Annotated in this window: 22 protein-coding genes and 2 tRNA genes; 21 read left to right on the forward strand and 3 right to left on the reverse strand. The window is 69.6% G+C overall.

All coding sequences use genetic code 11. The features are described 5' to 3' along the window. Positions 1 to 40 precede the first annotated feature (40 nt). The 8 genes from ACIQ7Q_RS13740 to ACIQ7Q_RS13775 all read left to right on the forward strand — a co-directional run bounded on the left by ACIQ7Q_RS13740 (position 41) and on the right by ACIQ7Q_RS13775 (position 11,330). The gene (locus ACIQ7Q_RS13740) at positions 41 to 2,062 is read left to right on the forward strand and encodes a glycosyltransferase family 4 protein (RefSeq protein WP_403859994.1); all 2,022 of its coding nucleotides are present in this window, start codon (positions 41 to 43) and stop codon (positions 2,060 to 2,062) included. Between the two features lie 214 nt (positions 2,063 to 2,276). Beyond that, positions 2,277 to 3,776, forward strand: coding sequence for an SDR family NAD(P)-dependent oxidoreductase (locus ACIQ7Q_RS13745; RefSeq protein WP_403859997.1), 1,500 nt, complete (start codon positions 2,277 to 2,279; stop codon positions 3,774 to 3,776). A 168-nt stretch (positions 3,777 to 3,944) separates the two neighbouring features. Continuing rightward, positions 3,945 to 6,002 carry a hypothetical protein gene (locus ACIQ7Q_RS13750; RefSeq protein WP_403859999.1) on the forward strand — a complete coding sequence of 686 codons (2,058 nt, stop codon included), beginning with the start codon at positions 3,945 to 3,947 and terminating at the stop codon, positions 6,000 to 6,002. Positions 6,003 to 6,204: 202 nt separating this feature from the next. After that, positions 6,205 to 7,446, forward strand: a complete 1,242-nt coding sequence (locus ACIQ7Q_RS13755) for a glycosyltransferase family 2 protein (protein ID WP_403860002.1) — start codon at positions 6,205 to 6,207, stop codon at positions 7,444 to 7,446. 65 nt (positions 7,447 to 7,511) lie between these two features. Next, positions 7,512 to 8,579 (forward strand): glucose-1-phosphate thymidylyltransferase, encoded by a 1,068-nt coding sequence (locus ACIQ7Q_RS13760; protein WP_403860005.1) that lies wholly within the window; start codon positions 7,512 to 7,514, stop codon positions 8,577 to 8,579. Beyond that, positions 8,576 to 9,562, forward strand: a complete 987-nt coding sequence (gene rfbB / locus ACIQ7Q_RS13765; protein WP_403860008.1) for a dTDP-glucose 4,6-dehydratase — start codon at positions 8,576 to 8,578, stop codon at positions 9,560 to 9,562. Before ACIQ7Q_RS13760 ends, rfbB begins: the two co-directional genes overlap by 4 nt. Positions 9,563 to 9,591: 29 nt before the next feature. Further along, positions 9,592 to 10,458, forward strand: a complete 867-nt coding sequence (gene rfbD, locus ACIQ7Q_RS13770) for a dTDP-4-dehydrorhamnose reductase (protein ID WP_403860566.1) — start codon at positions 9,592 to 9,594, stop codon at positions 10,456 to 10,458. Positions 10,459 to 10,535: 77 nt separating this feature from the next. After that, the gene (locus ACIQ7Q_RS13775; RefSeq protein WP_403860011.1) at positions 10,536 to 11,330 is read left to right on the forward strand and encodes a class I SAM-dependent methyltransferase; all 795 of its coding nucleotides are present in this window, start codon (positions 10,536 to 10,538) and stop codon (positions 11,328 to 11,330) included. A 90-nt stretch (positions 11,331 to 11,420) separates the two neighbouring features. Here ACIQ7Q_RS13775 and rfbC read toward each other — a convergent pair whose 3' ends face one another. Further along, positions 11,421 to 12,020 carry a dTDP-4-dehydrorhamnose 3,5-epimerase gene (gene rfbC, locus ACIQ7Q_RS13780; protein WP_403860014.1) on the reverse strand — a complete coding sequence of 200 codons (600 nt, stop codon included), beginning with the start codon at positions 12,018 to 12,020 and terminating at the stop codon, positions 11,421 to 11,423. A 142-nt stretch (positions 12,021 to 12,162) separates the two neighbouring features. Next, positions 12,163 to 14,232 carry a glycosyltransferase family 2 protein gene (locus ACIQ7Q_RS13785; protein WP_403860017.1) on the reverse strand — a complete coding sequence of 690 codons (2,070 nt, stop codon included), beginning with the start codon at positions 14,230 to 14,232 and terminating at the stop codon, positions 12,163 to 12,165. A gap of 424 nt (positions 14,233 to 14,656) precedes the next feature. Between ACIQ7Q_RS13785 and proB the strand changes: the two genes are divergently transcribed. The 5 genes from proB (at position 14,657) to ACIQ7Q_RS13810 (ending at position 19,961) form a co-directional block, all read left to right on the forward strand. Beyond that, positions 14,657 to 15,763 (forward strand): glutamate 5-kinase, encoded by a 1,107-nt coding sequence (proB, locus tag ACIQ7Q_RS13790; RefSeq protein WP_403860569.1) that lies wholly within the window; start codon positions 14,657 to 14,659, stop codon positions 15,761 to 15,763. Between the two features lie 160 nt (positions 15,764 to 15,923). Further along, the gene (locus tag ACIQ7Q_RS13795; protein WP_403860020.1) at positions 15,924 to 16,562 is read left to right on the forward strand and encodes a hypothetical protein; all 639 of its coding nucleotides are present in this window, start codon (positions 15,924 to 15,926) and stop codon (positions 16,560 to 16,562) included. A 157-nt stretch (positions 16,563 to 16,719) separates the two neighbouring features. Continuing rightward, positions 16,720 to 18,012 (forward strand): glutamate-5-semialdehyde dehydrogenase, encoded by a 1,293-nt coding sequence (locus ACIQ7Q_RS13800; RefSeq protein ID WP_403860023.1) that lies wholly within the window; start codon positions 16,720 to 16,722, stop codon positions 18,010 to 18,012. A 90-nt stretch (positions 18,013 to 18,102) separates the two neighbouring features. After that, positions 18,103 to 18,717 carry a hypothetical protein gene (locus ACIQ7Q_RS13805; RefSeq protein WP_403860026.1) on the forward strand — a complete coding sequence of 205 codons (615 nt, stop codon included), beginning with the start codon at positions 18,103 to 18,105 and terminating at the stop codon, positions 18,715 to 18,717. Between the two features lie 167 nt (positions 18,718 to 18,884). Next, entirely contained in the window at positions 18,885 to 19,961 is a 1,077-nt protein-coding gene (locus ACIQ7Q_RS13810; RefSeq protein ID WP_403860029.1) for a hypothetical protein, read from the forward strand. On the opposite strand, the gene ACIQ7Q_RS13815 is transcribed toward ACIQ7Q_RS13810, so the two are convergent. Further along, positions 19,946 to 21,028, reverse strand: coding sequence for a M48 family metallopeptidase (locus tag ACIQ7Q_RS13815; protein ID WP_403860032.1), 1,083 nt, complete (start codon positions 21,026 to 21,028; stop codon positions 19,946 to 19,948). The two genes, ACIQ7Q_RS13810 and ACIQ7Q_RS13815, sit on opposite strands and share 16 nt — an antisense overlap. Positions 21,029 to 21,249: 221 nt before the next feature. Here ACIQ7Q_RS13815 and ACIQ7Q_RS13820 point away from each other — a divergent pair, with 221 nt between their 5' ends. The 8 genes from ACIQ7Q_RS13820 to ACIQ7Q_RS13855 all read left to right on the forward strand — a co-directional run bounded on the left by ACIQ7Q_RS13820 (position 21,250) and on the right by ACIQ7Q_RS13855 (position 26,367). After that, a complete protein-coding gene (locus tag ACIQ7Q_RS13820) occupies positions 21,250 to 21,411 on the forward strand; it encodes a hypothetical protein (RefSeq protein ID WP_403860035.1) in 162 nt (53 codons plus the stop codon). Between the two features lie 38 nt (positions 21,412 to 21,449). Next, on the forward strand, positions 21,450 to 22,085 hold the full coding sequence (gene nadD / locus ACIQ7Q_RS13825; RefSeq protein WP_403860038.1) for a nicotinate-nucleotide adenylyltransferase: 636 nt from the start codon (positions 21,450 to 21,452) through the stop codon (positions 22,083 to 22,085). Between the two features lie 19 nt (positions 22,086 to 22,104). After that, positions 22,105 to 24,039, forward strand: coding sequence for an LCP family protein (locus ACIQ7Q_RS13830; protein WP_403860041.1), 1,935 nt, complete (start codon positions 22,105 to 22,107; stop codon positions 24,037 to 24,039). A 95-nt stretch (positions 24,040 to 24,134) separates the two neighbouring features. After that, positions 24,135 to 24,569, forward strand: coding sequence for a ribosome silencing factor (rsfS, locus tag ACIQ7Q_RS13835; protein ID WP_356639214.1), 435 nt, complete (start codon positions 24,135 to 24,137; stop codon positions 24,567 to 24,569). A gap of 35 nt (positions 24,570 to 24,604) precedes the next feature. Continuing rightward, on the forward strand, positions 24,605 to 25,255 hold the full coding sequence (locus ACIQ7Q_RS13840) for a histidine phosphatase family protein (RefSeq protein ID WP_403860044.1): 651 nt from the start codon (positions 24,605 to 24,607) through the stop codon (positions 25,253 to 25,255). 159 nt (positions 25,256 to 25,414) lie between these two features. Continuing rightward, positions 25,415 to 25,487: transfer RNA gene (locus ACIQ7Q_RS13845), tRNA-Ala, on the forward strand. A gap of 466 nt (positions 25,488 to 25,953) precedes the next feature. Beyond that, complete coding sequence (locus ACIQ7Q_RS13850; protein WP_403860047.1) at positions 25,954 to 26,127, forward strand: hypothetical protein; 174 nt, start codon at positions 25,954 to 25,956, stop codon at positions 26,125 to 26,127. A 167-nt stretch (positions 26,128 to 26,294) separates the two neighbouring features. Next, positions 26,295 to 26,367, forward strand: a tRNA-Ala gene (locus ACIQ7Q_RS13855). Positions 26,368 to 26,381: the final 14 nt, after the last annotated feature.

Below are 26,381 nucleotides of genomic sequence, written 5' to 3' on the forward strand. Positions count from 1 at the left end.
GTCAGGACCCGAGCCGTCGAGACCTGTGAACGGAGCGCCGATGAAGATCTCCTTCCTCATCCACACCATTTACGGAATCGGCGGCACGATCCGAACGACGCTGAATCTGGCCGAGGAGCTGGCGAACCGCCACGAGGTCGAGATCGTCTCCGTCTTCCGGCACCGGGACGACTCCGCGTTCGCGCTGGACCCGCGCATCACCGTCGTACCGATGCTGGACACCAGGCAGGGCAGCGCCGACAGACGGGACCCCCTCTTCGCCGAGCCGGCCGTCGCGTTCCCGCGGGCGGAGGCCCGGTACAAGGAGTACAGCAAGCTCACCGACGAACGCGTCCGCGCCCACTACGCAGTCTCCGACGCCGACGTGGTCATCGGCACCCGGCCCGGTCTGGTCGCGTACGTCGCCCGGTTCGCCCCGCCCACCGCCGTGCGCGTCGGCCAGGAGCACATGACGCACAACCATCACCGGGCGGCCCTTCGGGAGGAGATGTACGAGCATCTCGACGTCCTCGACGCCTTCGTGACCGTCTCGGAGGGTGACGCCCAGGTCTGGCGGGAGAAGATGCCGCTGCCCACGACCCGTGTGCTCGCCATCCCCAACAGCGTCCCCGAGCCTTCTGTGGCTCCGTCCGACGGCACGGGCAGGACCGTCGTCGCGGCGGGGCGGCTGGCCGCGGAGAAGCAGTACGACGTGCTGGTGGATGCCTTCGCCGAGGTCGCGGCGGTTCGCCCCGACTGGTCACTGCGCATCTACGGCTCCGGCGACCAGCGCGACCGGCTCCGCGCCCGCATCGACGCGCTCGGCCTGTACAACGCCGTCCACCTCATGGGCCCGCACTCGCCGATCGAGCCCGAATGGGCCAAGGGCGCCATCGCCGCCTCGACTTCGCGGCACGAGTCGTTCGGCATGACCCTCGTGGAGGCCATGCGCTGCGGGGTCCCGATGGTCAGCACCGACTGCGACTACGGGCCGCGCGAGATCATTCAGGACGGCGTCGACGGGCTGCTCGTGCCGGTCGGCGACGTGCGGGCGGTGGCCCGCGCGCTGCTGCGCCTCATCGACGACGAGGACCTGCGGCGCAGCATGGCCGCCGCTGCCGTGCGCAACGCGCGCCGCTTCGACCCGGGCGTGGTGACCAAGCAGTACGAGGCGCTCTTCGACGAGCTGGCCGCGGAAGCGGCCCAGCGGGTCGACATCCCGGGGATCACCCCGGTCGCGGACTGCACCGTCGCCCCGGACGGCTCGCTCGACGTCACCCTGGCCGCCCCGCTGCCCAAGGGCTTCGAGCGGGGCGCCCGGCTGGTGTGCACCCGTACCGGCGCGCACACCGAGATGCGGACGTACGACTTCGACGCCCGCGGCTCCGCGACGGTCCCGGCAGGCGAGGCGTTCTCCGAGGGCGTGTGGAACGTCTTCATGGAGCCGGTGGAGTTCGGCTCCCGCGGGCGCGTGTCGGCTCGTGTGGTCGACCAGCGCGGCGCGCTGCACGCCGCGGAGCGGCTCACCCCCGGCGGGGCCGTGCGCAACCTCGTGCCGTACGAGGACAAGGCCAAGGGCGGCGCGCTGATGCTGCGCGCCTGGCACCGTCCGATCCACGCAGAGGCGGCGGACGTCCAGGTGGAGGGCGCGAAGGTGACCCTGTCCGGCAGGCTGCTCGGCCCGGCGGCGTTCACCTGTGAGCCGACTCTGGTGCTGCGCCGCCGCGGCAGGCCCTCCGACGAGATCGTCTTTCCGGGCGTGCGGGTCGGCGAGGACGGGTTCCGCTTCACCTTCTCCTCGAGGGTGCCCGCCGCGTCGCAGATCACCTCGCACGACGTCTGGGACGCATTCGTCCGCCATTCGCCCGACGCCCCGCCCGTCAGGATCGGTCGCCTGCTGGACGACGTCGTGACGAAGCAGCAGATCTATGTCTATCCCCATACGGTGATGGCGAAAAAGCGCCAGGACAGTGTGGCCCGTGCCGTCGCCAAGCGGGTGCTGGGCAGACCGCGCAGAAAGGTACGCGTGCGCGTCTACTACACGCTCTCCAACGACGTCGCACTCAATGTGGTGGACCTGTAGCAGCGCCATGTCCCGCTCATGGGTGGTTCACGCCACTCGGATGTGTGGTGTCTGTCACTCGCCATGGCCCGTCCGGTACCGTCGAACCCCCCTGATCGCACGGTGAACAGGAGGTTTCTCCATGCCGTGGGGCGGGCGTCACCCGCCTTGCGGGACGGTAACGGAGAGTGCAACCATCAGTTCCGTCCCCCAGCCCTCGCAAGGTAGGTCGTCTGTGTCTGTGCAGCACATAGCCAAACCCCGAACCACAGCTGTCGTGCTCGCCGGTGGAACCGGTCAGCGCGTGGGCCTGTCGATCCCCAAGCAGCTGCTGAAGATCGCAGGCAAGGCGGTCATCGAGCACACTCTGTCGATCTTCGAGCAGGCGGACTCCATCGACGACGTCATCGTGCTGATGGCGCCCGGCTACGTCCCCGACGTCGAGAAGATCGTCGCGAAGGCGGGGCTGACCAAGGTCACCAGGGTCATCGAGGGCGGTTCGACACGCAACGAGACCACCGAGCGCGCCATCGCCGCGCTGGGCGAGGGGCTGGCCGAGGGCGAGGACCGCAACGTCCTGTTCCACGACGCCGTGCGTCCGCTGCTCTCCGAGCGGGTCATCAAGGACTGCGTGGACGCGCTGGACCGCTACCAGGCCGTCGACGTCGCCATCCCGTCCGCGGACACGATCATCGTGACCCGCACCCACGGCGAGGACGGCGAGTTCATCACCGACGTCCCGGACCGCTCCCGGCTGCGCCGCGGCCAGACGCCGCAGGCCTTCAAGCTCTCCACCATCCGCCGGGCCTACGAGGTCGCCGCCGGCGACCCGAACTTCCAGGCCACCGACGACTGCTCGGTCGTGCTCAAGTACCTGCCGGACGTGCCGATCTACGTCGTCGCGGGTGACGAGTACAACATGAAGGTCACCCAGCCGGTCGACGTCTTCATCGCCGACAAGCTCTTCCAGCTCGCCTCCACGGCGGCCCCGCGCCAGGCCGACGAGGCCGCCTACCGCGAGCTGCTCGCCGGCAAGACCCTCGTCGTCTTCGGCGGCTCGTACGGCATCGGCGCGGACATCGCCTCGCTCGCCGAGTCCTACGGCGCCAAGGTGTACGCGCTGGGCCGCTCCACCACCGGCACCCACGTCGAGAACCCGGAGCACGTCGACGACGCCCTCTCCAAGGCGTACGCGGAGAGCGGCCGTATCGACTACGTGATCAACACCGCGGGTGTGCTGCGCATCGGCAAGCTGGCGGAGACGGACAACGCGACCATCCAGGAAGCGCTGAACGTCAATTACCTGGCACCGGTCCAGATCGCCCGGGCCTCGCACAAGTACCTCGCGGAGACCAAGGGCCAGCTGCTGCTCTACACATCCAGCAGTTACACCCGCGGTCGCGCCGAATACAGCCTCTACTCCTCCACCAAGGCCGCCATGGTGAACCTCACTCAGGCCCTGTCGGACGAGTGGGCCGGCGACGGCATCCGCGTGAACTGCGTGAACCCGGAGCGCACCGCGACCCCGATGCGCACCAAGGCGTTCGGCGCCGAGCCCGCCGGTTCGCTGCTGTCGTCGGAGGCCGTGGCACGTACCTCCCTCGACGTGTTGCTGTCCGAGCTGACCGGCCACGTCATCGACGTCCGCCAGCAGGACCCGACCCGTGGCGCGTCGGAGGCCTCTGGCTTCGAGCAGGCTCTGGCGTCCGTGCTGGACCGTCAGGAAGATGTGTAATACTTCTGGACATTCGAACATTCGGGCCTCTGTAGTCGCCGTTCAGCGCACTGCGGGGGCCCGAGTCCGTGGAGCGCGTTCTTCACACGTCCTTCGCATGGCATCTCGCAAGGCAAACAGTCGGTACCCCCTGGAGCAGGTTCTTCCGTGATTTCCAAAGCCATTCGTATGGCTCGCGTGGGCAGCGGATCAGAGCTGGCCGCCGCACTCCTTCTGATGCTGGGATTCCCCTGTGTCATGGTCGCGGCGATAATTCCCAATCTCTGGTTCTTCGCCGTGGCCGTCGCCGTGACGTATCTGTCGGACCAGTTCCTGCATCAGCGGTCCAGCTATCTGGTCAACAGACTCGCCAAGGTCCGTGCGGGTCTGTCGATCCGGTTCCTCGTCCGCCAGCTGCTGCTGGTGCTGCTGCTGGCCCGCATGGGCTACGCGGAGGAAGCCGTCTTCTATGTGACGGTCGCCTGCCTCCTCGGCTTCTACGGCCTCCAGGCCCCGCACGGCGCGATGGTCACGCTGATCCGGCTGCGCCGCAAACTGCCCGTGGTCACGCGCAACATCGACCTGAGCGGTGTGCGCATCCCGGACGCGCCGCCGCGTTGGCTGCTGGACCGCTCCGCCGAGAAGATGCTCCACCTCGACGTCTTCTCCTTCATCGGCGTGCTGATCGCGATCGCCACCGACGCGAACGTCTTCGCCTACGCCGGCCTCGGTCTCACCGTGGGGCTCGCGCTCGTCTACCTGGCGATGCTCCTGCCCCACCTGCGTCCGGGACGTCTCGTGGCGTCGCCGGACCAGGTGCTCGCGGGCGTCGACGCGTGGCTGCGCGAGTACAAGCCGACCGTGATGCTGTACTTCTCCGGCTCCAAGGAGTCGGCGTACCAGGTCAACATGTGGCTCGAGACCATGGCGAAGGTCAACGGCCGGCCGTTGATCTTCCTGCGTGAGCGCAACATCGTGCCCCAGCTCGGCACCACCTCCGTGCCGGTCGTCTGCGTGCCCGGCGGTGTGCACCTGATGAACCTGGACCTGTCGACCGTGCGCGTCGCGCTCTACGCGGCCAATGTCGGCAAGAACATCCACATGCTGCGTGTGCCGACCATGAAGCACGTCTTCATCGGCCACGGCGACAGCGACAAGCTGGCCAGCGTCAACCCGTACAGCAAGGTCTACGACGAGGTCTGGACGGCCGGCCGGGCCGGCCGCGACCGGTACGCCCTGGCCGACGTGGGCGTGCGCAGCGAGGACATCGTCGAGGTGGGCCGCCCCCAGCTCGCCCCCATCAAGCCCTGGACGGGCGCGCCGCAGAAGCCCATCCCGACGGTGCTCTACGCCCCCACCTGGGAGGGCTGGGACGACAACCCCGGCAACACCTCGCTGCTGCTGGCCGGCGAGAACATTGTCAAGCGGCTGCTGAACGCGGAGCAGCCGGTGCGGGTGCTCTACAAGCCGCACCCGTTCACCGGCACCCGCAGCGCCAAGGCGAAGGCCGTCGACGCCCGGATCACAGAGATGATCGAGCAGGCCGCCGCCGCCCGCGCGAGCGAGCCGCGGTGGGTGGAGGAAGCCGCCGCGCACGCCGCGGACCAGGCTGCCGCCCGCGCCGAACTGCAGCGCATCGAGGCGCGTCTCGCCGAGCTGTCGGGCGCGTCCAGCATCGCCAGGGACGAGGCGGAAGAGGCCCGCGACTCGATCGCCGACCCCGCGCGCGAGGCCGAGATCGTATCGCTCAAGAACGAGTGGAACGCCGCGTACTGGCGGTCCTTCGGCTGGTGGGAGCACAAGGTCATCACCGGCCCCGAGCCCCGGCTGTACGACTGCTTCAACGAGTCGGACGGCATGGTCTCCGACATCTCCAGCGTGGTCTCCGACTACATCGCCAGCGGCAAGCCGTACGCGGTCACCGACTCCGCGGGCCTGGGCGAGGCGGAGTTCAGGCGCCAGAACACGGCCGTACGCGCCGCGGTGATCCTGTCCAACAGCGCCGCCGAGCTCGACGAGCTGCTGCCGGCCGTCACCGACCGCGCCCGGGACACGCGCGCCGAGGCACGGCACGAGCTCAAGGAGTACCTGCTCGGACCGGACGAGCCGACCTCCATGGAGCAGTTCGACGCGGCGGTCCAGGCACTGGCCGCCAAGGCGGAGGCGCGCAACGTGGGCCTGCAGCAGCGGCTCGCGGTGGAGCCCGAGCAGGCGCCGGGTCTGGACGACTCGACCGTCAGCGGCTGACGCGGGCGGTTCGCACAGCAGCACAGAGCACAGACGGCCTGGCGGCGTCCCTTGCGGGGGCGCCGCCAGGCCCTTTGCCGTCCAGGGCGGCTCAGACGCCCAAGTCTGTGAACTCCGGCGGCCAAGCGCGCAACAAGGGACCCTTTTGCCCGGAGAGTCGCTCGATGCAATCTTTGCGGCGATCGGGTTGTCTTGTGTCTCTATGAGTGACCATCCTGTGCCCGACGTCACGGTTGTCGTTGGAGCCTACGAAGCCATGCCGTACCTGGTCCGGTGCCTCGAGTCGGTGGAGTCGCAGACCCTGGGCGCCGACCGCATCGAGCTCGTCGCCGTCGACGACGGGTCGACCGACGGCACGGGGGAGTATCTGGAGGAGTTCGCCGCCAGGTCCAAGATCCCCACTCGTGTGGTGCACCAGCCCAACTCCGGCGGCCCCAGCGGCCCGCGCAACGTCGGCCTGGGCCTCGCCCGGGGCCGCTACGTCTTCTTCCTCGACGCCGACGACTACTTCGGCGACGAGGCGCTCGAGCGGATGGTCGCCATGGCGGACCGCGCCGGGACGGACGTCGTGCTCGGCAGGATGGCCGGCGTGGGCCGCGGGGTGCCCCGGTCGATGTTCACCCGCACCCTGGAACACGCCGAGGTGCACACCTCCCGGGTGATCTACGCGCTCAGCGCCCAGAAGCTGTTCCGGCGCTCGCTGCTCTCCCGGCTGGACCTGCGGTTCGACGAGACCCTGGCGACCGGTGAGGACGCTCTCTTCACCATGGAGGCGTACCTCTGCGGCAACGGAGTCTCGGTCGTCGCCGACTACGACTGCTACTACCTCGTGGGCCGCGAGGACGGCAAACACGCGACCCGCAGAGGCGACTACGCCACCCGCTTCGAGGCGATCCACGCCCTGATGCGGCTGATCGCACGGCTCGAGCCGCCGGGCCGGAAGCGGGACCTGCTGATGGTCAGGCCCTTCACGGTGGGACTGCTGCAGCAGTTCGGGCCCGGGCTGCTGCGGCAGCCGGAGGCCGACCGGCGCCGCAAGATGGAGCTCGCCGCCCCGATGACCGAGGCGTACTGGACCGAGGGAGTCGCCGCCCAGATGAAGGTCGGCGAGCGGCTGGTCCTCACCTGCGTCGCCATGGGCCGGCTCGACCTGCTCCAGGAAATGCTGGAGTTCACCGCGCGGGGCACCGCGCCGGAGGTCGTCCACCTGGGGCGCGCGGCACGTCCGCACCTCGCCCATCCGCACTTCCAGGACCGCCGCACGGGCATCCCCGACAGCGTCTACGCCGTGACCGTGCCCGACTGGTCGGGCGACCGGCGCGTGTTGCCGCCGAAGCCGAGACCGCCTTTCGCGCGGCGCGCGGTGAACGGGATCCGCAGACGGGTGCGGCGGTTGCACGGGAAGGTGCGATCCGGAAAGAGGAAAGCAGAACGTGGGACGTAGGTAACATCGAGGTGCCGGTGCGGAATCCGCTCGGGGAACACTTTTCCGACTCTAGGGCAGGGACAGTGAAGGCACTCGTACTTTCCGGAGGAGCAGGAACACGGCTCCGTCCCATTACGCACACCTCGGCCAAGCAATTGGTCCCCGTCGCGAACAAGCCGGTGCTCTTCTACGGCCTGGAGGCGATTGCCGAGGCCGGGATCATCGATGTGGGCGTCATCGTGGGCGACACGGCGGAGGAGATCCGAGAAGCAGTCGGGGACGGTTCCCGTTTCGGTGTGAAGATCACATATATTCCCCAGGAGAAGCCACTCGGCCTCGCGCACGCGGTTGCCATTTCCAGAGACTTCCTCGGTGAAGATGATTTTGTGATGTATCTCGGCGACAACTTCATCGTCGGCGGCATCACCGGTCTCGTCGACGAATTCCGCGCCGAACGGCCCGACGCGCAGATTCTGCTCACGAAGGTTCCCGACCCGACCTCTTTCGGTGTCGCGGAACTCGACGGCAACGGCCGCGTGGTGGGTCTCGAGGAGAAGCCGAAGGAACCGAAGAGCGACCTGGCACTCGTCGGCGTCTACCTCTTCACCCCCGCCATCCACGAGGCCGTCCGCTCCATCGAGCCGTCCTGGCGCGGCGAGTTGGAGATCACGCACGCCATCCAGTGGCTCATCGACCAGCAGCGGGACGTCCGGTCCACGACCATCGCGGGCTACTGGAAGGACACCGGCAACGTCACCGACATGCTCGAGGTCAACCGCTCGGTGCTGGAGGTCATGGACGCGGGGGACGAGGGATCCGTCGACGACAGCAGCGAGATCATCGGCCGGGTCCGTATCGAGGAGGGTGCGCGCATCAGTCGGAGCCGGATCGTCGGGCCCGCCATCATCGGCGCCGACACGGTCATCAAAGACTCGTACGTCGGTCCGTTCACCTCCGTCTCGGAGGGCTGCCGGATCGAGGACAGTGAGATCGAGTACTCGATCGTTCTGCGCGGAGCGTCGATCACAGGAGTGCGGCGCATCGAGGCCTCGCTGATCGGCCGGGACGTCGAGGTCACCCCGGCCCCCCGCAATCCCGCCTCCCACCGACTCGTGCTCGGCGACCACAGCAAGGTGCAGATCTCCTCATGACAACCAAGATCCTGGTGACCGGTGGCGCCGGTTTCATCGGTTCCCACTACGTCCGCACGGTGCTCGGCCCAGAAGGCCCGGGCGACGTGGGCGTCACCGTGCTGGACAAGCTCACCTACGCGGGCAACCCGGCCAACCTCGACGAGGTCCGCGACCATCCGGGCTTCGACTTCGTGCAGGGCGACATCTGCGATCCCGAACTCGTCGGGAAGCTGATGGCGGAGCACGACCAGGTCGTGCACTTCGCGGCTGAGTCGCACGTGGACCGTTCCATCGACGGCGGCGCCGAGTTCGTCCGCACCAACGTCGTCGGCACCCATACGCTGGTCGACGCCGCCCATCGGGCCGGCGTGCGGACCTTCGTGCACATCTCCACCGACGAGGTCTACGGCTCGATCGACAACGGCTCGTGGCCCGAGACACATCCGCTCGAGCCCAACTCGCCCTATTCGTCGGCCAAGGCGTCCAGCGACCTGATCGCGCTGTCCTACCACCGCACCCACGGACTGGACGTCCGGGTCACCCGCTGCTCCAACAACTACGGGCACCACCACTTCCCTGAGAAGGTCGTCCCGCTGTTCATCACCAACCTGCTGGACGGCAAGAAGGTGCCTCTCTACGGCGACGGCGGCAACGTCCGCGACTGGCTCCACATCGACGACCACGTCCAGGGCATCGAACTGGTCCGCACCAAGGGCCGGCCGGGCCAGATCTACAACATCGGCGGCGGCACCGAACTGTCCAACAAGGAACTCACCGGTCTGTTGCTCGAGGCGTGCGGAGCCGACTGGGACACCTCCGTGGAGTACGTCACCGACCGCAAGGGCCACGACCGGCGCTACTCGGTCGATTGCACCAAGATCCGCGCGGAGCTCGGCTACGAGCCGCGCAAGGACTTCGCGACCGGACTCGCGGAGACGGTGCGGTGGTACCGCGAGAACCGCGCCTGGTGGGAGCCACTGAAGGAGCGTGCGGCGCTGTGAGCACCTGGCTCGTCACGGGCGCCGGCGGCATGCTCGGCCGGGACGTCCTCTGTCGGTTGGCGGTCGACGGCCTCCCCGCTGTGGGTGCCGCTCGTGCGGACCTCGACATCACCGACCCGGACGGCGTGCGCTCCGCCATGGCGGCGCACCAGCCCGACGTGGTCGTGAACTGCGCCTCCTGGACGGACGTCGACGGCGCGGAGGAGCACGAGGACGCCGCCCTCGCCGTCAACGGCACGGGTCCACGGGTCCTGGCCGAGGCCTGCAAGGAGAGCGGCACGGTGCTGCTGCACATCTCCACCGACTACGTCTTCGCGGGCGACGCCGTCCGGCCCTACGCGGAGGACGCTCCCACCGCGCCGCGCAGCGCCTACGGGCGCACCAAACTGGCAGGGGAGCGGGCGGTGCTCGACCTCCTGCCGGAGACCGGCCATGTGGTCCGTACGGCCTGGCTGTACGGGGTCGGCGGCCAGAACTTCGTCCGTACCATGATCAGGCTGGAGGGCGTCAGAGACACCCTCGATGTCGTCGACGACCAGCGCGGACAGCCGACGTGGACCGCGGACCTCGCCGGACTGCTCGTGCGGCTGGGGCTGGGCGCGCTGGCCGGGACCGTGCCGGCGGGCGTCCACCACGGCACCAGCCGCGGCGAGACGACCTGGTACGAATTCACCCGGGAGATCTTCCGGCTGCTCGGCGCCGACCCCGGCCGGGTGCGCCGGACGACCAGTGACGCGTTCGTCCGGCCCGCGCCCCGCCCTTCGTACAGCGTGCTCGGGCACAAGGGCTGGCAGGGCACTGACATCGAACCCATTCGCGACTGGCGGGAGGCGCTCGCAGAGGCGTTCCCCGCACTGCTCGCAGCGGAGCGCGGAACGGGTGCTACCGGCGGGTAGACATTTACGTATGGCCTGCGTACACGCTAACTTCGCTGGGAATCAATCAATTTGATTCCCAGCGAAGGGCTCCACCGGTGGACCGCCACGGCTTCCTGCGTCAGCTGCACCGCATCTACAAACCCCGCAACTATCTGGAGATCGGGGTCAACGACGGGCGCAGTCTGGCACTGTCCCGCGTTCCTTCCGTCGCGATCGACCCCGCATTCCGGGTCGTGACGAGCATCAGTTGCGATGTGCATCTGGTCCGGGCCACCAGCGACGACTTCTTCGCCCGCAAGGACCCACTGGTTCATCTGCGGACGGGCCGCAATCCATTTCGCGCTCTCGCCCGCAGGGATCCGATGAACGTGCTGGGCGGCGAGCCGAAACTGGAGCTGTCGTTCATCGACGGCATGCACCTCTTCGAGTTCGCGCTGCGCGACTTCATGAACGTCGAGCGGCATTCCCGCTGGTCGAGCGTGATCGTGCTCGACGACATGCTGCCGAGGAACGTCGACGAGGCCGCGCGGGACCGGCACACCAAATTCTGGGCCGGCGACGTCTACAAGGTCGCCCAGGTATTGCGGAAGTACCGGCCGGACCTCGTTGTCGTCGAGGTGGACACCGCCCCGACGGGCGTGCTGGCCGTCTTCGGCGCCAACCCGGAGAGCACCGTCCTCAAGGACGCGTACGACAAGATCATCGAGGATTTTGTCGTACCGGACCCGCAGGATGTCCCGGACGAGGTGCTCGTCCGGAAGAACGCCGTCCAGCCCGAGGCGCTGCTGGGCGCCGACTTCTGGCCCGGCCTGATCAGGGCGCGAGCCTTGCGCCGCCCACGCGCGGCTTTCGCGCCCGTGCGCAGGAGCCTCGAGAAGCTCACCGGCTGAGGGGTCTCGTCACCGGCTGAGCGGTCGCAGCGAACGCCCCAGGTCCAGCGGATTCTGGGGCGTCCTCGTGCCGTGGGGCGTTCTCGTGTCTCAGCCCCGCGCGCGCAGCTGGGTGTCGAAGGCCGCGCAGTCCTCGTACCGCGGCAGCAGCCCCCGGCGCTCCGCCTCCGCGAGAGACGGCGCCTCGGCGTCCTTGTCGGACAGCAGCGGGGTGACGCCCGCCGGCCACTCGATGCCGAGATCCGGGTCGAGGGGGTGGATACCGTGCTCACGTTCAGGGGCGTAACCGGTGGAGCAGAGGTAGACAACCGTGGCGTCGTCCGTCAGGGCCATGAAGGCGTGGCCGAGGCCCTCGGACAGATAGACGCTGTGGTGGTCCACGTCGTCCAGCCGGACCGCCTCCCACTGCCCGAACGTCGCAGAGCCGACCCTGATGTCCACGACGACGTCCAGGACGGTGCCCCGGACGCACTTGACGTACTTGGCCTGGCTCGGCGGGACGTCGGCGAAGTGGACGCCGCGGAGCGTGCCGCGGCTGGAGACCGAGCAGTTGGCCTGGGCCAGGCGCAGGCGATGGCCCGCGGACTCGACGAAGTCCGGTTCCCTGAACCACTCGTGGAAGCTTCCCCGGCTGTCCTGGAAGACCTTCGGCTCATGCACCCATGCACCGGTGATGGAGAGCTGCCGCATGTGATCACGTCCTCGTTCCGGTCACGTATCGGAAGCCGACCCGGCGGATCGGCCGGGCGTGTCGGCCGCGCGGGTCGGCGGGGTGGAGCGGCCGGTCGGTCCGGCCGCAGGGGCCGGCCCGAGCCGGGGCGGCTCGGGCGGGTCAGCCGAGCAGCTTTGCCGCGAACCGGCGCACCTTCTTGCGGCCGGCCGACGGCAGCCGGCGGACGACCGGTCCGGCAACGGCCCGCGCGGCAGCGCGCAGCTTCGCCCGGCGTCGCTGCGCGGTGATCTTCCGCAGCAGCCCGGGATCGGGCGCGGCGAGGCTGTCGTCCAGCCGGATACGGCCGTTGCCGTCCACGTCCGCCGTGCACAGAGGCAGGGGACGGTCCTTGTCGCCGTCGAGCCGCACACCGAGCTGCCAGGTGCCCGCCGGGGCGCCCTCGACCTGACGCGGCACGGCCAGATGGGCGCGGCCCTGCGCCGGACGGAGGGCGCACGAGAACGAGTGCACCACCGAGGTCTCCAGAGCCTCGGACGCCGCCGGGCCGGCCGCCGCGTCGGACGGTTTGCTGAGCACCACTTCGACCATGGCGGGAGCGGTGCTGCCCGTGGTGAAGAGGTCGAGCCGCAGTTGTGGCGATCGCCCGGGCATACGCAGTACGGGACGTCCCTCCAGATACGGGACGACCTTCTTGCCGCGGCGCGCGACATCCAGCGTGAGATTGCTGTGCGTGTCCGTGAAGTACGGGATGACCGGCCGGGCGGGCGAGGACAGCAGCGCCGGGAAGCACTGGTCGTCGACGTGCTCCTCGCGGTCGGCGCCCAGCCGCACCCTGCGGACGAGGCCGAGGCCTCGGACCGTCACCCAGGCGTCCCAGAAGCCGCGCGGCAGGCTGCCACGGCCCTTGCGGCCGCCTTCGGAAGCCAGTCGGCCCGTGCCGCGCTGCACGATCTCGCAGGTCCCGTCCTCCTCGTCCAGCATCTCCACCCGTGCCTTGAACGTGGCAGGGCAGGGCCACTCGACCGCCTTGTCGCGGTCGCGCAGTGCCAGCTCGGCCTTGAAGCCGCCGAGGTCGTCGGTGATCTCGAGAAGGGCGCCGTCGGGCAGGAAGCGGGAGGTGATGTCCGGATGGACGTACAGCCGCTCGTCACGGCGCAGCAGCTTGAGCGGCAGCCGCTGCTCGCCGTGTACGAGGCGTACGGCGAGGGTCAGGGCGATCCGGCCGTCGGCCTCCCAGGCGACGTTCTCGAGTCGCACCGCGCCCTTCACGGACGAGGCCAGCCCGGCGAGCCGGACCAGCCCCTGCGCGTTGTTCTCGCGCAGCAGGGTCGAGCGCATCCGCAGCATCGGGCCGAGTCCGTTGTGCACGGAGTCGCCCATGAACTCCAGGGCGAGGGGCCGTACCGCCTCGACCATCTCGCGCAGATAGTCGTCGTCGTACTTCAGCACCGCCGGTTCGCTGAGGCGGCCGAGCATCTCCACACGGTAGAAGCGGCGCAGCACCCGGTCCCGGAGAGGGCCCGGCTCGGTGCTGGCGACGACGACCTCGAGCACCTCGCGGAGGTTGCCGTAGTAACCCGCGGGGACGAGCTTGGCCGACCCGGCGTTCTTGCCGTCGTCCCGCTTGGAGTAGTGGTAGCAGGTGTACGTGCCGAGGATGGAGACGACCTGTGCGGGGAAGTACGCCTTCATCATGTACAGCTGGTCCTCGAGGCGGCGCTTGCCCTCGGGGTAGGCGATGCCGTGCTCGCGCAGGAACTCGGTGCGGAACATCTTGTGCGGCGTGAGGCTGTCGAACAGCGGCGCGTTCTGCAGCGTGCACTTCTCGCGGTTCGTGCGGAAGACGCCGTGCGGCACCCCCCGGAAGTTGCTGGCCACCTTGCCGATGACGATGTCGGAGCCGTTGCGGTGACCCATGTCGTAGAGACGGCGCAGTGCGTCGGTCCCCAGGTGGTCGTCCTGGTCGAGGAACTGGACGTACTCACCCCTGGCCTCGGCGACTCCGATGTTCCGTGGCTTGCCCGGCCAGCCCGAATTCGGAATGTGAATCACTCGGAAGTGTGGGTGCTGTGCCGCCAGCTTGTCGAGGCGCTCCGGCGTGTCGTCGGTGGACCCGTCGTCGACGAACACGACCTCGAACTCCTCGGCGGGCAAGGTCTGGCCGAGGAGGGAGTCAATGCAGGGATCGATGTACTTTCCGGGGTTGTACACCGGGATGACGACACTCACTTTGACCGACACGACTGTGCCCCGTCTCTTGTGGGAACCGGAGTCGAAGATGTGGGGCAGGAGGCAGGCGCGCGCCGACGTGATCGCGGGGGCCACCGCCCACCAGCACCCTATCGGTTGTCCGGAACGTGCACTTCGCATGCGACACAACTCGTGCTAAGGGTGAGCCCCTTTGGCGCCACCCGGACACGTGCAGACGGCACCGAGTTCGCGGCCGTGGCCGGAAGCCGCTGTCCACCGAACGGAATGCCCGCGCAGGCGGCGCGCGCCCTGGCATACATTCGGCCTTGTGACAGAGGAGCGGCAGAGCGTGGCAGGACAGACCCCCGACGACACCCCGGGGCACGGCGCAGGGCAGGGGACGCGACAAGCGGCGGCGCGCGCGGCGGGGACCCGGCCCGGCCCCGCAGAGGCGAGGGCACAGGTGACCGAGGCCCGCCGGATCGTCGTCAAGGTCGGCTCCTCCTCCCTGACCACCGCCGCCGGCGGACTCGACGCCGACCGGGTCGACGCCCTCGTCGACGTGCTCGCCAAGATCCGCAGCGGCGGCGAGAAGGAGATAGTGCTGGTCTCCTCCGGGGCCATCGCGGCCGGCCTCGCGCCGCTCGGCCTGGCCCGCCGCCCCAAGGACCTGGCCCGTCAGCAGGCCGCCGCGAGCGTCGGCCAGGGTCTGCTCGTCGCCCGCTACACGGCCTCATTCGCCCGCTACGGCGTCCGTGTCGGCCAGGTGCTCCTCACCAGCGACGACACCAGCCGCCGCGCGCACTACCGCAACGCCTACCGGACCCTCGACCAGCTGCTCGCCATGGGGGCCGTCCCGGTCGTCAACGAGAACGACACCGTGGCCACGGACGAGATCCGTTTCGGCGACAACGACCGGCTCGCCGCGCTCGTCGCCCACCTCGTGCGCGCCGATCTGCTCGTCCTGCTCTCGGACGTCGACGGGCTCTACGACGGCGACCCGGCACGCCCCGGCACCTCCCGCATCGACGAGGTGCACGGACCCGAGGACATCGCGCACGTGCAGATCGGCAGCGCGGGCAAGGCGGGTGTCGGCACAGGCGGCATGGTCACCAAGGTCGAGGCGGCAAGGATCGCCGCGGCGGCCGGGGTACCCGTCGTCCTCACCTCCGCGAGCCGTGCCGCCGACGCCCTCTCCGGTCGCGCGACCGGCACGTATTTCCACGCGACCGGGCGCCGCTCCGCCGACCGGCTCCTGTGGCTCGCGCACGCATCCACCCCGCAGGGATCCCTCACCCTCGACGACGGCGCCGTGAAGGCGGTCGTCGACGGCAGGAAGTCGCTGCTGCCCGCCGGGATCGCCGCCGTCGACGGCGAGTTCAGCGCCGGCGACCCCGTGGAGTTGCGGGACGCCGGGGGGCGGGCAGTGGCCCGCGGGCTCGTCAACTTCGACGCCAAGGAGATCCCGCAGTTGCTCGGCCGCTCCACCAGGGAGCTGGGCAAGGAGCTCGGACCGGAGTACGAGCGGGAAGTCGTACACAGAGACGATCTGGTCGTCCTTCACCCCTGAAAGAGTCGACTTTCCCCCTGAAAGAGGGGAAAGTCCCGCCTTCCGGCAGAGACCTTTACCAAAACGACCCCATGCCACGCCGCGGGCTGGTCAACTTTGATGCGGGGGCATGCGGGGGTTCGGAACAACGACGCAGCGACGCAGCAACAGGAGGCGGCCGGTGAGGCGAGCGCGCCCAGGGGATGTGCCCCGAGGGAACGGGAGGCCGCCCCCTGTCCGCCGGACGGGAGGCGAGGAGCGTGCCCTGACCAGCGTCGGGGCGGGCGCCGACTTCGGTGACGGGCGCACTGACGAACCTGTTGACGCTCGCGGTGAAGGGCGGGCCGAGGGCTCTGGCGACCTACGGACCGACGCCGACACGGGGCGCGGGGACCGGACGACCGTCCACTGGCCCGCGGCAGGCACGGGCGCGGCGGAGACCGGGGCCCTGCCCGGCAGCCGCACCGAGGAACGTGTGCTGTCGCGGCTGTGGCACATCACCCTCAGCGTCTCCGGCCCGGAAACTCCGCTGAAGGAGGTCCGGCGCGGCCTGGAGCAACTGGCCCACGACCACCCGTTCCTGCTCACCAGCCGGTACGCGAACGATCACGCGGAGATCCGCTACTGGGAGGAGGCGCGCGACCTGCACGACGCGGCGGCCGTCGCCCTGCGGCTGTGGGGCGAACACCGTGCCACGGCCAAACTCCCGCCCTGGGAGATCGTCGGCCTGGAGGTCATCGACCGGCAGACGTATCACCAGCGCATCGCGGAGGGCTACGGCCCGCCGCCCGCCGCGCCGGTGGGCGTGCACCCCTTCTGAGGCCCGTGGCCGCCGACACCTGTGGCTGCTTGCGGTGCATGTGTCCGCCGAGGCATGCCGTCCCGGTCAGAGTGCGCATGCCGTCCGGTCATGGTGCGTCGTCTCGCGGATCGGGATACGGGGCGGATGCCTGCCACCGGCCCATTACGCTGCACGTATGACGTCGCTCTCTTCGGTCTCGCCGTACGACAACATGTCCCCGGTCGCCCAGGCGGCCTACCGGGCCCGCGCAGCGGCCGCCGACCTGGCGCCACTGCCGCGTTCGGCCAAGGACGACGCGCTGCTCGCGATGGCGGACGCCCTCGAGGTCCGTACGAGCGAGATCGTCGAGGCCAACGCCGACGACATCGCCCGCGCACGTGAGGCCGGCACGAGCGAGGCGATCATCGACCGGCTCACCCTCACCCCCGAGCGGGTGCGGGCCATCGCCGCCGATGTGCGCCATGTGGCCGCGCTGCCCGACCCCGTCGGCGAGGTCATGCGCGGCTCGACCCTGCCCAACGGCATCGACCTGCGTCAGGTGCGGGTGCCGCTCGGCGTCGTCGGCATCATCTACGAGGCCCGGCCGAACGTCACGGTGGACGCCGCGGCGCTCTGCCTGAAGTCCGGCAACGCCGTGCTGCTGCGCGGCTCGTCCTCCGCGTACTCCTCGAACACCGCGCTCGTGCGGGTGCTGCGGGACGCCGTCGGCGGCTCCGGGCTGCCCGCCGACGCGGTGCAGCTGGTGCCGGGCGAGAGCCGCGACTCCGTGCGCGAGCTGATGAGGGCCCGCGGCATGGTCGACGTGCTGATCCCGCGCGGCGGCGCCTCGCTGATCCGCACGGTCGTCGAGGAGTCCACCGTCCCCGTCATCGAGACCGGCACCGGCAACTGCCATGTGTACGTCGACGCCGAGACCGACATCGACATGGCCATCGAGATCCTGATCAACTCGAAGGCGCAGCGGCCGAGCGTCTGCAACGCCGCAGAGACCCTCCTTGTCCACAAGGATGTCGCCGACGCCTTCCTGCCCCGCGCGCTGGACGCACTCGCCGACGCCGGAGTGACCGTGCACGGCGACGAACGCGTGGTCGAGTACGCGGACGCGACCAAGGCCACGATCGTGCCGGCGACCACGGAGGACTGGGAGACGGAGTACCTCTCCTACGACATCGCGGCAGCCGTCGTCGAGTCGCTGGAGGCGGCCGTCGCCCACATCAGGCTCTGGTCGTCCGGCCACACCGAGGCGATCGTCACCACCTCGCAGGCCGCCGCCCGCCGATTCACCCAGTTGGTGGATTCCACGACGGTGGCTGTGAACGCGTCCACGCGTTTCACGGACGGCGGTCAGTTCGGCTTCGGCGCGGAGATCGGAATCTCCACCCAGAAACTGCACGCACGCGGCCCCATGGGGCTTCCCGAGCTCACGTCGACCAAGTACATCGTGACCGGCGACGGTCACATCCGGTAAACGTCAGCGGGGCGCTGCCCCGTGTCACTCGGGCGGGGAGAATTTGCACTCTCCCTGCCCAAACCGAGCCCTCCGGTCTACTCTGAAGGCGTGCCGGACGACGTGGGGGGTAGGCCGTTCCCGGACGGCTGGGAGCCCGACGACGACCGCGGGGGCGCGGACGAGGACTTCGCCACCGTGGTGTTCGACGAGGACTTCGTACGGGCCGCCAAGATCCATGAGCCGAGCGCCGTCGAGCGGCTGCTGGCGGCCGCCCAGGCGCGCGCGGACGAGGCCGCCCGGTCCGGCCCCCGCGGCCACTCCGCGGACGACGACCTCTACGACGGCGTGCACGGTGGCGGACACCGCAGAAGCCGCGGCTACAACGAGGACGAGGACGACGACCTCGGTTCCGACGGGGAGTGGGCGGGCCCCTACGGACGGCACGGCGGCGCGCTGCGCCCCTACCGCGGCAGCGCCCGCTGGCACCGGCCGGTGGCGTGGATCCTGGCCCTGGTGATGGGCATCGGGATGGTCGCCCTCGCCTTCACGGCCGTCTACCGCGGTGCCTCGAGCAACAACCGCCAGGAACCGGGACCGCAGCCGGCGAGGACCGGCGTGGACGCCCCACCGACGGGCGCCACGGTCAGCGGCCGGGGCAACGGCACTCCTGCTCCCCTCGAGCGCTCCGCGCCCCGCGTCTCGGCGGTCCCGCGTACCCCCTGAGGCGTCGCGTTTGCGCCGTTCGCCGCAGCCCTGAAGTGCTGCGTCAGCCGGACCGCAACCCGCTGCCGTACTCACCATGCGGTCGGCCCGCAAGTCGGTGAGATCTCCTCAGAACTTGTCGTGCAGCAGCGCGTTTACCGTGCTCCTGCCAGACCTACCCTGAAAGTATGGCTGGGCGTGGAGACCCGCCCGAGGGGACTCCCGAGGGGCTCCCCGGCGGTGGAGAGGACGAATACGGATCCGTCGTCTTCGACGAGTCTTTCGTCCGTGCTGCCCGCGTGCAGGAATTTTCCGCCGTGGAGCGGATGGGCGAGCACGCGCCTGCCGTGCGCAGCCTGCCCGTCTGGAAGGGCAGGCGGGCGCCCCGGCAGGCCGTGCTGCTCGTCCTGCTCGTCGTGATCGCCTTCGGCACCGCGATCTACCTGGGGGTCCGGCATCCCTACCAGCCGGTCACGGTCCGGCAGGCGGAGCAGCTGCGTATCACCCTCGTCCCGCTCGCGCCGCAGGGGCGGGTGCCCGGCGGCATGCCCGCCGAGCTCTACGCGAACAGCCCGGCCGAGCAGTTCCGGGTCGGCGCCTCCGGAATCACCATGCCTGCCGTCCGCCGTACCGAACACTTCTCGGAGGGGCAGGTGATGACCGCGCTTGCGACCACCAAGGACTACCTGGTCGAGTCGTCACTCGACCCCGACGTCCTCACCGGAGACGAGGTCCAGCCCGTTCGGCTGCTGCTCGACCCGGACCAGCTGCCGCAGTTCGACCGGAGCGTCGCCGCGCCGGCCTCCGACGGCCGCCACGCCGCCACGGGCTGGCTGGTGCGCTTCGACCCGGCGAAGGTCGCGCTGGCCGACCCCCATGTCAGGGTGCAGGGCACGCTGGTCGTCACGGAGACAGAGGTGGGCACCCTCGAGATCACGTCGGACCACACCTTCGTCTACGCCCTGCGCCCGGCGGCGGCGAGCGGCCCGCGCGCGGACGAGGCCTCGCTCTTCACCGTCCGCCGCGAACTGCACTTCCGCTTCGACCGGGACGACCTGCAGCACCATCGCCTGGAGGTACGGGTCAGCTACCTCCAAGCCGGGCCCCAGTCCTGCTCGTCCGACGCTTCGGGCACGCTCCGTCCGCTGCTGGCCGGTGAGCGGGCCGCATCGGACGGGCCGGCCGGCACCGACCCGTACGCGACGGGCCCGGCCACCGCGGCTCTGTGCGGGGTCCTCGCCCCCAAGGCTCAGCCCTCGTCCTGACCCCCTCCGCCCGCCGGACCCGTGTCCGTGCTCCCGCCGGGTGCGGCGCCGTTGCCCATGAACTTGTCGCGGAGCTTGCCGCCGAGGTCACCGGCGCCGCCCGCTATGTCGCCGACCAGCTTCATCAGCGGGTCCTTGCTCGTACGCACCGACTCGGCGTAGTGCGAGGCCGATTCCCGGAACGAGTCGGTCACCGAGGTGTCCTTGTCCTCGTGGCGACGGGCGTAGTGGCCGTCCATGATCCGCTGGTAGTCACGGCTCTCGGCCCACAGCTTCAGCTCTGCCGCGCGAACCGTGGTGAACGGGTGCGAGCGCGGGAGCACGTTCAGAATCTTCAGGACCGAGTCGCGCAGGTCGCCCCCGGCCTCGTACTCCTCGGCCTGCTTGAGGAACGCGTCCACGTTCATCTCGTGCAGGTGGTTGCCGCCGGCGATCTTCATCAGGCCGCGCATCGAGGCGCGCAGATCCTGGCCCACCAGCAGCCCGGCGCGGTCAGCGGAAAGCTCCGACTTGCGGAACCACTCGCGCAGCGCCGTGACGATCGCCATGATCGCCACATTGCCCAGCGGGATCCAGGCGACCTTCAGGGCCAGGCTGGTGAGGAAGAGCAGGATCGTGCGGTAGACGGAGTGACCCGAGAGGGCGTGGCCGACCTCATGGCCGACGACCGCCCGCATCTCCTCCTCGTCGAGCAGCTCCACGAGCCCGGTGGTGAGGACGATGATCGGCTCGTCCAGGCCGATGCACATGGCGTTGGGACGCGGGTCCTGCGTCACATACATCGCGGGGACCTTCTTCAGGTCCAGGATGTAGCAGGCGTCGCGCAGCATGTCGTGCAGATGCGTGAACTGCTCGTCGCTCACCCGAACCGAGTCGGAGAGGAAAAGCAGTCGCAGGCTGCGCTCGGGCAGCAGCGCGCTGAGCGCCTTGAAAACGGTGTCGAAGCCGCTGAGCTTGCGCAGCGCCACGAGCGCCGAGCGGTCCGCGGGGTGTTCGTACGCCCGAGAGGAGATGTCCGGGAAGCGCTTGCGCTGCCTGCTCGGTACCTGCTCGTGGTTGTCGGTCATGGTGCCCCCTGATTGGTGCGAGTCCTCGCTCGTCCCCCTGACGGCCCCCAGCGTAGGGGCTGGGGACGCGGCACGGTGCGGGCCTGTGGATAACTGTGAAAGCCCTGTCGACGGCGCCTGCGGGAAGCACAACGACCGAGTCGGCGTGAGCGTGCCCGCGCCGCCCGCATACGATGTGCGCGACGTCTCTCCGCTCCGACTCCCGATAGGTCCTGCTGAAGATGAGCCTCACCAGCGCCGCCGCCAACCTGGTCACCCTCGCCGAGGGCGCCGAGCACGGCGGCAACCACGAAAGCCTCAACCCTTACCTCACCGGCGGCGGCGCCCTGCTCGCGCTGCTCCTGCTGCTGTGGATCACCACCCGCTTCAACCGCGACCGCTGAGTCCTGGCCGGCAGTCGGTGCCAGTAGGCTCTGCACGCATGGGAGAGCAGCAAGTGGCCACGGGCCCCGGCGCCGGCTCCGGATCGGGCAGGCGGCGACTCGGTGTGATGGGCGGGACGTTCGACCCGATCCACCACGGGCACCTGGTTGCCGCGAGCGAGGTGGCCGCGCTCTTCCACCTGGACGAGGTGGTGTTCGTACCGACCGGGCAGCCGTGGCAGAAGAGCCACAAGAACGTGTCACCGGCAGAGGACCGCTATCTGATGACGGTCATCGCCACGGCGTCCAACCCGCAGTTCTCGGTGAGCAGGATCGACATCGACCGCGGCGGGCCGACGTACACGATCGACACGCTGCGGGACCTGCGCGCCCTCAACGACGACTCGGACCTGTACTTCATCACGGGTGCCGACGCGCTCTCCCAGATCCTCAGCTGGCGCAACGCCGCCGAGCTGTTCTCCCTCGCCCACTTCATCGGCGTGACCCGCCCGGGCCACGATCTGACGGACGACGGGCTGCCCGAGGGCGGTGTGTCCCTCGTGGAGGTCCCGGCACTGGCGATCTCGTCGACCGACTGCCGGGAGAGAGTCGCCGAGGGGGACCCGGTCTGGTACCTCGTGCCGGACGGTGTGGTGCGCTACATCGACAAGCGCCAGTTGTACCGCGGCGAGTGAGCCACGGAGAGGGGCAGCGGTGAACGACCAGCAGAACCCGTACGACCCGTACTACCAGCCGCAGATCGTCGGCTACGACGAGTACGGGCAGCCGGTCTATCAGCCGCCCCAGCAGTACGACCCCTACGCACAGCAGCAGGACGGACACTCCGAGCAGCCGGACGGCCAGACGCCGCAGGGCGGCCGGCCCTCGCACGGCGACGGCGGCTATGCAACCGACCACGGTTACGGCTCCGCGCAGACCTACGGCTCGGACCAGGGCTACGGCTCGGGCCAGGGCTACGGCCAGGCGCAGGACGCCCAGGACTACGGCCGGGACCAGGGCTACGGCCAGGCGCAGGGCTCGCAGGACCACGGCCGGAACCAGGGCTACGGATACGACCCGTACGCCCCGCAGCCTCAGAGCCCCGCCAATCCGGACCAGTTCGACCCGTACGCCCAGCAGCGGTACCCGGCACAGCCGCAGGCCGGCGGCTACGGACGCGAGGGTCGCGACGGACCGGACACGTACGGCTACGACACCGGCACACAGCCGGCCGTCGACACCACCGCTCAGTGGAGCATCCCCCAGCAGCAGACGCACCAGCAGGCACAGGGGGCGGCGGACCAGCGGCGGGCTGCCTCCGCGCAGGCGGCGCAGGAGAGCGCCGCGGTTCCGGAGCAGCGCCGGCCCGAGGACGGGCAGGGGCGGCCGTACCAGACCGAGCAGTTCTCGTTCATCGAGGAGCCCGACGAGGACTCCGAAGACGTCATCGACTGGCTGAAGTTCACCGAGAGCCGCTCCGAGCGCCGCGAGGAGGCCAAGCGTCGCGGCCGCAACCGCGTCGTCGCTCTTGTCGTCACCCTGGCCCTCGTACTCGTCGGTGGCGTCGGCTATCTCTGGTACGCCGGCAAGCTGCCGGGTCTGTCCGGCTCCGAGGCCAAGAGCGAGACGGCGACCGGACCACAGAAGCGCGACGTCATCGTGCTGCACCTGCACAACACCAAGGAAAAGGGCACCTCCACGGCGCTCTTGGTCGACAACGCCACCACCGGGCAGGGCACCACCGTCCTGCTCCCCAACACCCTCTCCGTCGCCAACGACGACGGCACCGCGACCACCCTCGGCAAATCCGTCGAGGACGACGGATCGACCGGTACCCGCGAAGCGATCGGCACCCTGCTCGGCGCCGAGATCTCGGGCACCTGGCGACTCGACACCCCTTACCTGGAGAACCTGGTCGAGTTGGTCGGCACGATCGATCTGACCACCGACGCCGAGGTCCCCGGGGCGAAGAAGGGCGACGCCCCTCTGGTGAAGAAGGGTGAGAACCAGACGCTGAACGGACGGGCGGCCGTCGCGTACGCCACTCACCGCGCGGCCGGGGAGGCCGAGGAGAAGCAGCTGCTGCGCTTCGGCCAGGTCATGCAGTCGGTGCTCAAGAAGCTGCCGGACGATCCGAAGTCCGCGACCGTCATCGTGGAGACGCTGGCGCAGATCCTCGACCCCTCGCTGAACGAGCGGGACCTCGGAAGCTCTCTCGCCAAGCTCGCCGAGCATGCCAAGGGCGGCGACTACAAGACGGCTGTGCTCCCTGTGCAGGAGGACGGCACCCTCACCGACCAGGCCGCGAACAGTGTGGTCAAGGACGTCCTGGGCGGATCCGTCAGCGCTCCGGAGCAGGGCGCCGCGGTCCGTGTGGGCGTCAGGAACGGCAGCGGGAACGACGCGGCCACGGAGAAGGCAAGGGTCCTGCTCGTCAACGGCGGCTACTCCGTCATCGACAGCGGCAAGGCCGGCACCGCCACCACCACACAGGTCACCTACGGTGACGAGACGCAGAAAGCGAAGGCCGAGGAGGTCGCCAAGACGCTCGGCCTGCCGGCCGGTGCCGTCAAGAAGGGCAAGGCCGCCACGAACGCCGATGTCTCGGTCGTCCTCGGCTCCGATTTCAAGATCGAAGAACCGGAGTGAGGCGGGCGCCGACGGGGCCGTGACCATCGCTGCGTGGACTGTCGGCGGTCCGTGAGACCCTTGAAGGGTTCTCTACCGCCGACGAAAGCCTGCCTGTGACCGCCACGGATCGATCCATCGAGCTCGTCAACGCCGCCGCCCAGGCGGCGGCCGACCGGCTCGCGCACGACATCATCGCGTACGACGTCAGCGATGTGCTCTCCATCACCGACGCCTTCCTGCTCGCCTCCGCGCCCAACGACCGTCAGGTCAAGTCGATCGTCGACGAGATCGAGGAGCGGCTCAACAAGGAGCTCGGCGCCAAGCCGGTGCGCCGCGAGGGTGACCGCGATGCCCGCTGGATCCTGCTCGACTACGTCGACATCGTGGTGCACGTCCAGCACAGCGAGGAGCGTGTCTTCTACGCCCTCGAGCGGCTCTGGAAGGACTGCCCCGAGCTGTCCCTGCCGGAGGACGCCCGCAAGACCCGCGGCAAGGCGGAGGAGCACGCCAGGCTCACTGGCGGTGACACGGAAGGGGACCTGAGCTGAACGGCACGAGCAGCGGTGGCGCCAACGGCGGCACCGTGACGTCGAAGCGTGGGCGCGGCCGGCGCATCGTCCTGTGGCGCCACGGCCAGACCGCGTGGAACCTGGAGCGCCGTTTCCAGGGCTCCACGGACATCGAGCTGACCGAGGACGGCGTCGCCCAGGCGCGCCGCGCCGCCCGGCTGCTCGCCTCGCTGAACCCGCACGCGATCGTCGCCTCCGACCTGAAGAGGGCGGCGGCGACGGCCGGCGAGCTGGGCGGCGTCACCGGGCTCGACATCTCGTACGACGCCGCCCTGCGGGAGACCTACGCGGGCGCCTGGCAGGGCCTGACCCACGACGAGATCGTCGAGAAGTACGGCGAGCAGTACGCGGCCTGGAAGCGCGGAGAGCCCGTCCGACGCGGCGGTGGCGAGCTGGAGACCGAGGTCGCCGACAGGGCCGCTCCCGTGGTGCTGCACCACGCGGAGAAGCTGCCCGACGACGGCACGCTCGTGGTCGTCAGCCACGGCGGCACCATCCGTACGACCATCGGCCGGCTGCTGGGGCTCGAGGCCCACCACTGGGAGAGCCTCGGCGGGCTCACGAACTGTTGCTGGTCGGTTCTGGGCGAGGGCGCGCGGGGCTGGCGTCTGCTCGAGCACAATGCGGGCACTCTCCCGGAGCCGGTGCTCGGCGACGACACCTGAGCCGGGTCGCAGGCCCTCGGGACGGGTTCAGGTGCGGGGGCGGGGCTCGAGGTGCGCCCGGCGCGCACCGATCCCGCGGGGCCGGACCCGGATTTCACTTTCCGGCAGGTCGCAGGCTAAAGTTCTTCTTGTTCGCAGCGCGGAGCGCGAGGAACACGCGGGGCTATAGCTCAGTTGGTAGAGCGCCTGCATGGCATGCAGGAGGTCAGGAGTTCAATTCTCCTTAGCTCCACAGTCGGATCCCGCCCCCTGATGGGGGCGGGATCTTTTCTTGTCCCCGGGGCCTGTCCCGGTTTCGCCTCCGGGGCAAATCCGGCGCGCGACGGCCCTCGCCCTGCCGGCGGCCCGTCTTCCGGCAAGTCGTGGCCGATCTCGTACGCGAACGCCGCTGACCACGGTGCCCGGCCGTGGCAGAATCGGACGGCCGGAGGGGACACCGGCGGTACGGGAGGGAGCGCACGATGTCCGCCAGCGGCGAGGAAGCCGGGGAGGCTACCGATGACCTGCTTGCCACGGCGGAGGTCTGTGTTCGCCTCAGCTGTCCTTCCTGCGGTTCTGTCCATGTCGCACAGGTCCTCGGTGACAACGGCGGCGTTTCCTACGTGTGCACGGCCTGCGGCCACAGCTGGAGCTGAGTGATGGGTGCCCACAGGCGGAAATGCGACTGGTGCGGCAGCGGTACGCCCATCGTCAGGGACATGGATCCGGCCAACCCCGAGTACCAGTACTGGTGCGAGGAGTGCGCGCGGGCGCTGATCATAAAAGGCGACCCCATCGAGACCTACCGCGAGCTCGAAGGGGAGCCGATCTACGGCAGGCTCCTGGACGAGCACTGCACCCTGAAGCGCTTCTACTCGTTCGCAACGGCCTGAACCCGCCGCCCGGATCATCCTGTTCACCCCATTCGTGCAGCCGTGCGCGAAGAGGGCATTCCGGTGTGTATCGGGCGGCCGCGTAAACGATTTGGAGATGCGCCGACGAGAGCGTTAATGTTCTCTACGTCGCCGCGGGGGAAACCCGGAAGCGCGGGGCACAGCAAGGGGCTATAGCTCAGTTGGTAGAGCGCCTGCATGGCATGCAGGAGGTCAGGAGTTCAATTCTCCTTAGCTCCACAGAAGAAGCAGTG

The organism is Streptomyces sp. NPDC096176 (genome assembly GCF_044763255.1).
Taxonomy (GTDB): Bacteria; Actinomycetota; Actinomycetes; order Streptomycetales; family Streptomycetaceae; genus Streptomyces.